General features: G+C 48.0%; 3 protein-coding genes. All 3 read right to left on the minus strand.

The features are described from left to right. Window positions 1-70 precede the first annotated feature (70 nt). Window positions 71-5,506 (minus strand): ATP-binding sensor histidine kinase, encoded by a 5,436-nt coding sequence (locus H6G50_RS10150; RefSeq protein ID WP_190715778.1) that lies wholly within the window; start codon window positions 5,504-5,506, stop codon window positions 71-73. 180 nt (window positions 5,507-5,686) lie between these two features. Next, window positions 5,687-7,594, minus strand: coding sequence for an MASE1 domain-containing protein (locus H6G50_RS24535; RefSeq protein ID WP_190715780.1), 1,908 nt, complete (start codon window positions 7,592-7,594; stop codon window positions 5,687-5,689). 338 nt (window positions 7,595-7,932) lie between these two features. Then, window positions 7,933-13,359, minus strand: a complete 5,427-nt coding sequence (locus tag H6G50_RS10160) for an ATP-binding sensor histidine kinase (RefSeq protein ID WP_190715782.1) — start codon at window positions 13,357-13,359, stop codon at window positions 7,933-7,935. Between the last annotated feature and the right edge of the window lie 34 nt (window positions 13,360-13,393).

A 13,393-nucleotide genomic window follows, 5' to 3' on the forward strand; every position in this document is an offset into this window, starting at 1 on the left:
TTCGGTCAACCATTTTTTCTTCTCCCAAATTGTAAAAGTAGATTACTCGCGCCGATCGGTCGTGGCGGCGTTAATACAGGGGGAGTGTTAAGATAAATTCCGTTCCTCTACCCGGTTCGGAGTTGACCGCGATCGCGCCGCCGTGTTTTTCAACGATAATTTGCCGTGCGATCGCCAATCCCAGCCCCGTTCCTTTCCCTACCGCTTTTGTGGTGAAAAGGTGGTCGAAAATACGTGCTTTCACTTCGGGCGACATTCCCTTGCCGTTATCCGCGATCGCAATTTTAACGAACTCTCCTTCAAACCGAGTCTGAATGGTCACGCGATTTTGCTGGGCTTCAATCTCGTCAAAACTGCGCCCGGAATTCGCCTCCTCTAACGCATCGATCGCATTAGCAATAATATTCAAAAACACCTGATTGAGTTGTCCGGGAAAACAATCCACTTCCGGCAGAACGCCGTAATCGGTTGCGACTTCAATCGCCGGACGTTCCTTTGTCGCTTTGAGGCGATGTTTGAGAATCAAAAGCGTACTGTCAAGACCTTCATGAAGGTTGAAAGGAACTTTCTCATCTCGATCCGCCCGGGAGAACGTCCGCAAACTGGTACTAATACTAGCAATTCGCTCGCATCCAACCTGCATCGATTCCAACATTTTGGGCAAATCTTCTAACAGATATTCCAAGTCAATTTCTTTGGCTTTTTTAGCAACTTCCTCGCTAGTAAAGGGACACTTTTCTCGATAGAGTTCTAGGTATTCTGTTAAATCCCGAACGGCAATACTGACTTCGGTAATATTCCCAGCAATAAACCCCACTGGATTGTTAATTTCGTGAGCGACACCGGCAACTAAATTGCCCAACGCCGACATTTTTTCGCTTTGTACCAATTGCAATTGCGATTGCTCCAGTTTTTGGGTATAGTCTCGGGCTTGCTGGTAGAGCCTTGCATTTTCAAGAGAAATCGCTGCTTGAGTGCAGAGAAAGTTGAGAACCAGAAGGCGCTCTCGAGTGAAAACTCCCCGCGCTTCCTGATTTTCGAGATATAAAACTCCAACTAAATTGTTTTGCTGGGCTACTTGGCTCCTCATGGGGGCGATTATCGGCAAACACAGTACGCTTTTGGGTCGATGCTCCTCTAAATAGCGATCGATAACGGGTAGCTCGGTTTGGAGATGGTCGATAATAACGGTTTTTAAGGTATTTTTGACATACTGGATGGCTCGAACGGGAAGGGTTGGATTGTTTTCTAAGGGAACGGCTTGTAAAGTGATGTCTTTTAAATTTGCCATCACTCGAACCTGCCCTTCACCTTGGCGATATAGAATCAATGCACATTTATCCGCGCCCGAATTTTCGAGCATCGTGCTAACGAGAATTTCTAGTAATTCATCGAGTTGAATCGCGCTCGATATCGTCTGGGAAACCTTCAACAGCGCAGCAAAATCAAAGGTATTATTAAGCGTCGTACTCGAAGAAGTCTGGCTGTGGGTTGGGTAGGCCGAAGCGTTCTGATTGGCTAGGGTTTCTAAAATCGCTAGTGAGGATGTGGCTTTTTGTAGGATCGGTTCCAACAGACAGGAATAACGCAGTTCTAATTCGTTGGTTTTGGCTTTTGCACCCCATTTGGCATACCCGTAGTAAGCATCTTGCATATAGCCCGCCGCAACGTTAATTTTGCCGCAGTTGAGATAAAATTTGGCGGCGAGTTCGTTCGCGAGGCTCTCTTCGGGAAGGTTGCCGTTGGTTTTCGCAGTGGCGATCGCGCGATCGTATCCATCGCGAGCTTGATGATTTTGCCCCAAGACGCGGCATTGCTCGGCTTCGACGAGATCCACCTTATGCTGGTGGTTCATGGGGGCGTAGCGCGCCCAATAATCGGTGAGTTGCTGTTGGTTGCGAGCGACTCGCTCGAAGGCGGCGGCGGCTTCTGGCGCTTGCGCGTCTAGTTGGGCAAGCAGACTGAGCGAATCGTAGAAATAGTACGCGGGTTCGCCAATCATCCCCGCCCCCGCCACGAGATAACGCTCGACTTCAACACTCTGCTGGCGCGCCGATTCGATATCCTCAAATAAATAGCACAGCATTAACTTGTAGAGGTGGAAAAAACACAAGCCATGCACGTCCTTCGCTTCGATCGCGCGGGGGATATCGGTTTCTTCTTCGAGCGCTTCGCCGGATAAAATACAGGGGTTCGCGCTCGCTCCCAACAAATTGAGAATGGGCTGCCAATAAATGCGACACCACTTTTCGGGGGGTTTTTGCTTGAAGTGAACCAGCGCTTCGGTGTAAGCGCGAGTTTCTTGCTCTAAAGATTCCAGCGGCTGACCGCACCAAAAGGAATTAAGACAGTATAAATGGGCTAGAAAACCGACAAATTCGAGGTTGCCGACTTCTATCGCTGCGGCGTAGCCTTGTTTGATGAGCGGTAACATTTCTCGGGTGTGGGCGTTGCGGTGCAGCAGAAACATTCCCGCAACGAATAAGACCTCGGGCTGGGCGGCTTTGTCCTCGAGCTTGGAGATGAGGTTCAGCGCCAGCTTGCCGAACTTAACGCCACTGTCGATATCGTGCCAAACATTGCAAGCGAGAATGCCGTAGCAAACGTAAGCAAAAGCTGAGGCGTTGGTATTGCCGAATTGAATCGAAAGTTTAACCGGGTACGATATCAGTAAGGGAAATAAGGGCGACCCGGAGATATGGGCGGCGGGGATAATGCGGGTGATAATTTGCACGATCGCGATTTTTTCGGGATCGCTCATTATCGGCAAGTCGATTAAGCTTTCAACATCGCGCGAACCGATCGCAGCATTGATTTCGTCGATGGTTTGCCCTAAGTCTTGCTCGGTGGGATGCTCGGGAAAGCTCACTCCGAATTGCGCGGCGAATTTGCGGGCGATGGCAATGGCTTCAATCAGTTGACCTCGAGCGAAACTGGCAATAATTTGGGTGCGATAAACGCTGGCGCAATCGAGCAAAACGCGCGATCGCGCGATCGCAATCTCGATATATCGTTCCATCGCTTCAAAGTCACCGCCCAGCATTGCCAGTTCGGCAGCAGCTTCATAAAAAGCCAAACTCATTTCGTATTGCCGCTCCCAAGCCTGCGCTCCCAGCAAGCTCAATCCCCGTTCTGCATACTCGCATCCGGCTTGGTACGCCGTTGCCGCTCTGGCTTTACGGCAGGCGATGAGATTGAGGCGCGCGAGGTCGTCGCGTTCGTCTTGCTCGGAAATTAAAGCCGTACCGTAGTTGAGTTGATTGACCAGTTCAAAGATGCGTTCTTCTCGCGCGTCGGGCGAAAGACGCTCGAGCAATAACTGTCCGATTTGATAGTGGGTGCTTTGTTTTTGGGCTTCGGGAATGAGAGAGTAAGCGGCTTCCTGGACGCGATCGTGCAGGAAGCGATAGTGGACATTTTCGCGCCGGTGTTCTGTTAAATGCTGTTGCTCGGTGCTGAGGTAAAACTTATAGATTTCGGTCTGCGGTAGGATGAGTCCTTCTTGGAGGGCGCGCCATAAAGCCACTGCAACATCGGCTCGCGGTTTCTGGGAAACGATCGCTAAAGTTTCTAGTTGGAATTGATTGCCGATACAAGCGGCTAATTCGAGCAATAATTGGGTTTCTGGGGGGAGTTTTTGCACTCGCTCGGCCATGAATCTTACGACATCTTCGGTTAGCGAAAGATCGTTGATTTGGGTGAGGTCGCATTCCCAGTAACCGCGATCGCGATTGAAAACAATCTGTCCGTCGTCGTGCAAGGCTTTGAGAAATTGCGTCAAAAAGAAGGGATTGCCTCGAGTTTTGCGATCGACCAGTTCGGTTAACGGTCGCGCCCTCTCTTTGGAACAATGTAAGGTATCGGCGACTAATTGGTTTGTTTCCTCAAAGGCGAGCGGTGCGAGGGTCATGGTATTGACCATTTTCCCCGCTTTTTTCAATTCTTCCACCGTCAAAATGAAGGGATGAGCGGCCGAAACTTCATTATCGCGGTAAGCTCCCAGCAATAGCAAATGGCGGCGATCTTCCATTAACAGTTCGATTAACTTCAGCGACGCGCTATCTACCCATTGGAGGTCGTCGAGGAAAATCACTAGGGGATGGGCGCGAGTGGCGAAGACGGCAATAAATTTAGGGAGGAGTAAGTTGAAGCGATTCTGGACGGCGCTACCAGAAAGTTCCAGCAGTGGCGGCTGCGGGCCGATGATTTGTTCGAGTTCGGGAATGACATCGATTAAGACTTGTCCGCTGTCTCCGAGGGCTTCTAAAATCTTGGTTTTCCACGCTTGTAATTGTCCCTCGGATTCGGAGAGTAGTTGCGCCATCAAGTCCCGGAAGGCTCCGACAAAGCCGGAAAACGGAAGATTGCGATTGAAGAGATCGAACTTGCCTCTGATAAAATAGCCGTGCTGGCGCGCGATCGGTTTGTGAACTTCGTTAACGACGACCGTCTTGCCAATTCCGGAAAATCCCGCAACCAGCATCATTTCAACCTGCTCGTGCGAGGCGGATTTCGTGGGGTTAGCCACCCGTTCAAAAGCGTCGAGCAAGGTTTGAACTTCGGCTTCCCGTCCGTAGAGTTTTTCCGGGATAATGAAGCGATCGCAGAGATCTCGCATCCCCAACTCAAACTCGGCGATGGTTCCGCTTTCCTGCCATTGTTTCTGGCATTGCTCGAGGTCGTATTTTAGCCCCAAAGCGCTTTGATAGCGATCTTCGGCATTCTTGGCAAGCAGTTTTAATACGATGTGCGATACTTGGGGCGGAATGCCGGGGTTAACCTCGTGGAGGGGGACTGGTAACTGCGCGATATGAGCGTGGACTAACTCTAGTGGCTTTTTGGTTTGAAAGGGTAACTGCCCGCTTAGCAGTTGGTAGAGGGTGACACCTAAACTGTAGAAGTCGCTGCGGTAGTCTACCCCTCGATTCATCCTCCCAGTTTGTTCTGGGGAAATATAAGCTAGCGTTCCTTCTAGCGAGTTGGGGTTCTGGATTTCTTGGGTTTCTTTGGGGAGTAGCGACGAAATGCTAAAGTCGATGAGTTGGATCTGCCCGGTTTCGGGGTGAATCAGGATATTGGCGGGTTTGATATCTTTGTGGATGACGCGCTGGGCGTGCAGTTGGTGCAAAATTTCAGCGATTTGCAGGGCGACGTGCAAGCTCCCGCCTACGTCGAGCGGCTGTTGCTGGGTATATTGTACTAGGGAGAGGCTGCCGGTATCTTCCATAACGAGGGCATAGCCATTTTGCCAGGGTTCGAGGCTGAGAGGATTGATGATACCGGGGATGTTGAGATTTTTAGTAATGGTGTATTGATTGCGGAACTGAACCAGTTCGTTGAAGCTTGGATAAATGGCTTGCAGGACTTTAATAATGACCGAACGTTGAGTGGCTAGGTGTTCGGCGCGATAGACGAGGGTTCTGGAACTGGCATAGAGTTGCTCGATGAGGTGATAGCCTGGAAGTTGAGGCGATCGGTTGAGGCAAAGATGAGGGATATCGGACATGATTGCTTAAAAAATTTTATAAAAAGTGAAAAGCGATCGGTGTAGCAGAATACTGCACGGTTAACGCCCTAGGGCTTGGATGGCAGTGAAATTCGCTCGATAAGCAACACCTGAAAGCTTGACTCGTTTCAAGTGCAGACGCGCCTCACCCTTCTTAAGTGAATATCATTCGCTGATGGTTCAGTTAGTAAGGGGAAGTTGTATGGAGAATTCAGTGCCTTGACCCCATTCTGACCGAACTTTAAGCTGACCGCCATGTTTCTCTTCGATAATTTGACGGGCGATCGCCAGTCCCAATCCCGTTCCTTTCCCCACTCTCTTGGTTGTAAATAGTTGGTCGAAGATGCGCGCTTTAAGCTCTGGCGACATTCCCTTGCCGTTATCCGCGATCGCAATTGTAACGTCTTCCTCTTCGGCACGAGTCCGAATTGTAATGCAGTTTGGGTTGGGTTGAATCTCAGTAAAACTACGCCCTGCATTAGACTCTTCTAAGGCATCGATCGCGTTAGCCAGAATGTTCATGAAGACTTGATTTAACTGTCCGGGAAAGCACTCCACTAACGGTAAGTCGCCATACTCCTTGATGACTTGAATTGCTGGGCGATCCTCATTCGCTTTGAGCCTGTACTTCAGAATTAACAACGTGCTATCTAAACCGTCATGGAGATTCGCGAGAACTTTAGATTCGGTATCCGCCCGCGAAAAGATACCGAGGCTGGTACTAATCGCTTGAATGCGATCGGTTGCCCCTTTCATAGATTCTAATAATTTTGGTAAATCTGTTAAGATAAAATCGATATTGTTATCTTCGGCATTCTCTAAAATCTCGATATTTGCATTCGGGTAATGCGTGCGGTACAGTTCTAAATGTTCCAATAGAGATTGGATAGAGTCTTTGACATTAATCGAGCTTCCTTTAAGGAATCCTAGGGGATTATTGATTTCGTGGGCAACTCCCGCAACTAAAATTCCCAATGCCGACATTTTTTCGCTCTGAATCATTTGCGCTTGCGCGATTTTTAACTGTTGCAGCGTTTCCTGTAATGTCCGATTGCGATCGGCAAGGATAAAACTTTGTTTTTCAAGCGCCTCGTTAATTAATTGCAATTCCTTAAAAGCATTTTTCAATCGCACTCGCGATTGTGCCTGTTCTGACAACATCGCCATTAAAATCAAAGTTGTAAACACAATGACGGCAATAAAAGATTGCAGATTAAGTAACGATTGATTCAAATCTGGATGAGCAAAATAACCCAAGTTACGAACTGTACCTAAAATGGCAATTGTCGCGACGACAAACACACTCAGCGTTGCCCCTAAATGCCCGAAGCGGAAAGCCGACCAAACCAGTAAAGGAATCAGCATATAGGCAAAAGTATTTTGATGCCAGAAGACAGCAATACCAATCGAAAAAATCAACCCCGATAAGATTATCGTTTCCGCTATCTTTTTTCCTAAATATGCGGGCTGCTTCCGCAAATATTTAACCCTGGAGTGCTGGCGGTTGCTTTTCAACTGCCAAGATTGTAGCCCCTCCCGAACACTCAACAGTAAAGGCGTAAGAATAAAAATACCGGCAACATTAGAAATCCACCAAACAAGCCAAACGCTTTTGTAAGCAGAACCCGGTATCTTAGCAGCTACAATGAGCATCGCTACGCCTACTGTTGCATTAACTACAGGGCAGAGGAACCCACAATAAAGCAGAAATTTGATAACGTCAGTGACGCGATTGAATGGATAGCTGTAGTAACTCCTTCGGCGCAATAAAGACGTACCCCAAAAAGTTCCGAGAGTTGTTCCTCCTGCAATTCCGCAAACGGCAAAGATTGAAATTGATAAACTTTCTAGACTATTAGCGCTACTAAATGCTTGGATATTCGCTAAAAAAGAACCTAAAAAAACGCCAGGAAGCATCCAATTGCCATAAAGCAATGTTACGCCAACAGCAAGTCCGTCGGGAGGCCAAACCGGAGTGACGGAATTAGGAGTCGAAGCAAGATGTCGCGATAATTCAGCTAAGGAGTAATACAGTAGACCAACAAGAAAATTGACCAGCGTTATTTTGACACTCGCGTTTTTCGGCATACTTATCGATTGCGTCTCACTACCCTGCGAGATTAGTATACCCATTGGCAATAGCTAATCTATGCAGAGTGTAACTCATAATTTTGACAGATGACTAGAGAGCTTATTGTACGGAACAGTGCCTTTTTTTTAGGTTCAATCCCAGAAACGGCAATGCCCACCTGCGTAATCTTGTCAAGACTGAAGAGTTGACCGAAAATAATGGGATTCAAACCCCGTCCTTCTAGGACGGCTTTTCCTGATTCCCGATCGTCTCTCTAGAGTGATGCGAAGCTTCCCACCTCGCATAACTCAGGAAGAACACGAAAGAGAAATTTCAGTGAATTGATATTTTGGCTTTACAGGGGCAAGCTAATCCGGAATTCAGTCCCCCGACCGAGTTCTGAGTTGACCTCAAGGCTTCCCTCGTGTTTTTCAATAATAATTTGACGGGCAATTGCGAGTCCCAAGCCCGTTCCCTTTCCGACTGCTTTCGTCGTAAACAGATGGTCGAAGATGCGAGTTTTTAAGGCTTCGGGAATGCCGATGCCGTTGTCAGCAATAGTAATATAGGCTCGTTCTTTTCCCAGCCTTGTCTTAATGATAATGCGATTGGGAGTTGTTTCAATTTCGCTAAAGGTGCGTTCTAAACTTGCTTCTTCTAAAGCATCGATCGCGTTCGCCAACAGATTCATAAACACTTGATTCAATTGACCCGGATAACATTCAATTTCAGGCAGGTTTCCGTAATCGGTAACAACTTCGATCGCGGGTCGGCGATCGTTGGCTTTAAGTCGATACTTTAAAATCAGTAAAGTGCTATCGAGACCTTCATGCACATTAGCGCTGACTTTATGCTCGCTATCCGCTCTCGAAAAGGTTCGCAGGCTAGTGCTGATGGCTTTGATGCGAGCGATCGCGCCCTGCATCGATGTTAACACCTTCGGACAATCCCGCTCTAAAAATTCAAAATTGATGTCCTCCGCATAATCGAGAAGGGAATCGGGAACATCCGGAAAAGTCGCTTCATACAGTTCCAAATACCCGAACAAATCCTGAAGGTGTTCTTTCATATTCCCAACGCTACCGTTAAGAAAGCCAATGGGATTATTAATTTCGTGCGCGATACCCGCAACGAGATTCCCTAATGAAGCCATTTTCTCACTTTGAACGATTTGTAGTTGAGATTGTTCGAGTTGTTGGGCGTAATCTTGCGCTTGGCGATACAAGCGGGCATTCGTAAGGGAAATCGCCGCTTGCGTGCAAAGGAAATTAAGAACTAACTGCCGATCCCAGGTAAATGCGTCGGCTGCCTGCTGATTTTCGAGGTACAACACGCCCATCAAGTTGCCTTGATTGAGAATGGGCAGCACCAAAACACTTTTGGGCTTATGGGCGAACAAATAGGGATCGCTCGAGAGGAATTTCTGCTTCACATCTTCTAAGGAGACCGCTTCGCGAGTATTTTTAACGTAGTAAATTAAATGAGTCGGGAGGTGCGGATTGCCTTCGAGAGGTTCGGTTTTGAGAAACATCTCCTCGGTTGTGGCTCGGGCTTCAACTTGCCAGATCTCCTTCGCGTCGGGTAGGATGAGGGCGCAACGATTCGCCCCGGAATGTTGAATAATAATGCGGCTTAATTGAGCGATCAATTGTTCGAGGTCGAGGGTTCCCGAAACGCTCTGAGAAGCTTTGAGAACGGTCGTTAGGTCGAGGGTTGCATTGAAATTGGAACTGGAACTCGAACGAGTGGCGGTTAGGCTGTGCAGCGAGAGTTCGGTAGAGGTGAGTGACGCTAGGGTTTCTAGGGAGTTGAGCGAGGTTGCGGGGCGAAGAATCGGCGCAAGCAAGTTGGCGTAGCCTTGTTCCAGGTCGTCGGTTTTGGCTTTCGCTCCCCAACGGGCGTAGGTGTAGTAAGCATCTTGCATATAATTGGCGGCAACCTTTTCTTTGCCCCAGTTGAGATAGAACTTAGCGGCGAGTTCGCAAGTGAGGGCTTCTTCATAGTCATATTTTTGCACTTTTGCCTGCACGATGGCTCGGTCGTAAAAGTCAATGGCTGTTGCTATTTGTCCGTTGAGTCGCGCTTTTTCTGCTTGGATTAAGAGGCATTTATGACGAATATTTTCCGGGCAATCTTTCTCCCAACGGTTTAACCGTTCTTCTAAAAGTTCGATCGCTTGCCAATGCTCCTGACGTTGCTTCTCATCCTCTGCTGCTTTAATGAGTGTTAAGTGCATCAAGATAACATAAAAGACGCTGGAGGGAACTTTAGCGTGGCTGGCAATCGTTTCTTCAATAATTTGGAGTTTGGGAATTAATGCGGGGTAGAGTTCGGGTTGGGAAAATAGATAGGCATGACGAATTTTGACGGAATAAAACCACGATAAGTGATAAGGCGTGTTGCTATATTTCTGTAAATATTCAGCTTCCTTGAAATTATCGTCGTCAAAGCTCGCAGTTGATGGAGTTAAGCCGAGGAGATGGCGAAGGGGTTGTAACACGCCGACGATTAAGGCATCTAAGTTCTCTAAACTGCCGATCTGACGGAGAAAAGCAGCATGGGCAAGGGCGATGGCGTGGAGATCGTCCAAGTTTTTGCCGTAGGTGAGGCGATCGGAACCGCTTTGCATCATGGCAAAGCTCACTGTCAGCCAATTTCCAGCATCCATGCCGTATTTCAAGGCATTTTCATAGGAAGTATCTGCTTCTCGTATGGGGCGACTCCAACTTTGTACGTCTGCGGCAAAGAGGAAATTCGTCATCCCTCGCACGTCTGCGTTATCGAATTGTTCGCATAGTTGCACTGCCATGCTGCCAAATTGATAGGCTTGGGCGGCATTTTTCAACAGGGCATTGGCGATTAAACCATACCCGACATAGCCAAAGGGCGACATATCGCTGTTGCCATACTGCAATGATAGGGTTGTCATTTTGGCGAGGGCGAGTAAGGCGAGGGTGGGTTGACCGTCTAGCCATGCTGCATAGAAAAGGATTTGTAAGATTCGCAGTATTTCGGCAATGGTGTCATCCTCCATTTTGGCGAAGTCGAGGATGGATTCGATCGCGTGCCGTTCTAGGAATCGATCGACGGTGGAGATTTCTTCATCAAGCGTGCGTTGAATGTCCTCTGGCGCTGTCGGCATCGACCAACCCAGCAGTTGCAGGCTTCGATCTTGAATGGCGATTGCTTCTGCATTGCGCCCCTGAAGTTGATACTGGGTCATTTGCACTCGATAGATCGTTGCTTTATCTAGGGGAGTGCGGGCTTGCGCGAGAGCGTCGCTGTAGAGGGTTTCGACGCGATCGAACTCACTGCATAGATAGGCAGCCTCCGAACCGAGGTGATGCAGCGCGTAGAGTAACTCGTAGTCGGTTTGCCAAGCTTCGCTGGGCAGTAGGGCGATGCCGATTTCGCAATAGGTTCGAGCGGCTTGATAGGCGGCACAGAGTTTGGCTTTTGCCGCAGCTTGTAGATTGAGTTGGGCTAGTTGCTTTCGCTCGGAGAAGTTAGCGATCGCGGCTTTCCCTAAATTAAGTTGATTGACTAGAGCAAAAATTTTCTCTTCTTGTTGCTGTTCGGATAAGCCGGAGTATAAGAGTTGACCGATTTTCCAGTGGGTTGAGGTTTTCTGGACTTCTGGAATCAGAGAATAGGCGGCTTGCTGGACGCGATCGTGCAAAAACTTATAGGAGATATCGATCGCGCCGTCGCGATCGCGGACTGTTGTACTCGCCAAATCGCACGCGATCGAGTTGCTTCCGTGAAAAAATTTGTAGGTTTCATTAATCGGAAGAATAAACCCTTCCTGTAAGGCTTTCCACAGATCGCTAGCAGTTTCAACTTCCTCTTGTTCGGAAACAATTGCTAAAGTTTTGAGGTCGAAAGGGTTGCCAATGCAAGCTGCGAGTTTTAATAGCGTTTGGGTTTCTGCGGGCAGTTTCTGCAATTGCAAAGCCATAAACTCGACGACATCATCAGTTAACGATAACTGCCGTACCGCAGTCAAGTTGCACTGCCAATAACATAAATCGGCGTTAAACTGAATCCAACCCTCTTCATAAAGACCTTTCAGAAACTGAGTCGTAAAAAAAGGATTACCTTTTGTTTTTTGATAGATTAATTGAGTTAAAGGTTCGGCGATCTTTTCGCGACAACTCAGGGTATCGGCGACTAACTGATTGATGGTCGTTTCTAAAAGGGGAGCGAGGAAAATCTTTCCGATCCTCGCTTGGCTTTTCTCGATTTCCTGGAGCGTCACTATTAAAGGATGAGCCGGAAACACCTCATTATCTCGATAGGCTCCAAAAATCAATAAATATCCGCGACGGTTTTCCGCCATCAATAACTTGAGTAAGTTCAGCGATGCCAAATCTGCCCACTGCAAATCGTCCAGAAAAAGGACGAGTGGATGTTCTCTCGTCGTAAAAACTTGGATGAATTTCTCAAAGAGTAAATTAAAGCGATTTTGAGCGGCGCTGCCCGATATGGTAGGGATGGGGGGCTGTTTCCCGATAATTTGTTCGAGTTCGGGAATTACCTCGATAATGACCTGTCCGTTTTCACCTACTGCCTCAAGGATTTTAGTTTTCCAAGTTTCGAGTTGGGCGTTAGTTTCACTCAATAACTGCCCCATTAAATCGCGCAATGCCTGCACAAAAGCAGAAAAAGGAATGTTGCGATTGAATTGGTCGAATTTTCCTTTGATAAAATAGCCGCGTTCCCGGACGATGGGTTTGTGAACTTCATTAATGACGGCAGTTTTCCCAATCCCTGAATAGCCAGCAACTAACATGAGTTCTGCTGTCCCTTGGGAAACGTTTTCAAAAGCATCTAATAAGGCTTGAGTTTCGGCTTCCCGTCCGTAGAGTTTTTCGGGGATAATGAAGCGATCGCATAAGTCCCGCGTTCCCAACTCGAAGTTTTCTAGCTTGCCGGTTTCTTGCAGTTGCGCCAAGCATTGTTCGAGGTCGTATTTCAGCCCAAAGGCAGTTTGATAGCGGTCTTCTGCATTTTTTGCCATCAGTTTGGCGACGATGGATGCAATAACTTCAGGCACGCCAATTTCTGTTAAAAAAGGCGATTTTTTAGCAATATGACAATGCACCAACTCCATCAAATCGTTCGATTGGAACGGCAGTTCTCCGGCTAGCAATTCAAACAGCGTTACGCCCAAACTGTAGAAGTCGCTGCGATAGTCGATCGCGCGATTCATGCGTCCGGTTTGTTCGGGGGCGATATAAGCAAGCGTCCCTTCCAGTCGGTTGGGATTTTTGATTTCTTGGGTTTCTTTGGGGAGTAGGGAGGCGATGGAAAAGTCAATCAGTTTAACTTGCTGGGTTTGAGGGTGAATCAGAATGTTAGCGGGTTTAATATCTTTGTGGATGACGAAGTTAGCGTGCAAGGTGTGGAGGATATCGGCGACTTGTACGGCGATCTCTAAGACGCGAGGGACTGAAAGGGAATGTTCTCGGGCATAGTCGCGCAGGGAAACGCCGTCGAAGTCTTCCATCACGAGGGCGTAGCTGTTGCGGTAGGGTTCGAGACTGTAAGGGCGAACGATACCGGGGATATCGAGGTTACGCGCGATCGCGTATTGATTGCGAAACTGTAGGAGTTCGTGAAAGGTGGGATAGTCTTGTTGCAGGACTTTAATCGCAACCGGACAGTTATCAGCTAATCGAACGCCTCGCGAAACAACGGTTTTACGCCCTTCATATAGGGTTTCGATAAAATGATAGCCCGGTAGAGCATTAGTATTATTGACCTCAGCGTTCGTCAGCATAGCCTTTAATCTTATTGTCTCCAATTCTTGTAAG

The organism is Oscillatoria sp. FACHB-1406, from assembly GCF_014698145.1.
Taxonomy (GTDB): Bacteria; Cyanobacteriota; Cyanobacteriia; order Cyanobacteriales; family Spirulinaceae; genus FACHB-1406.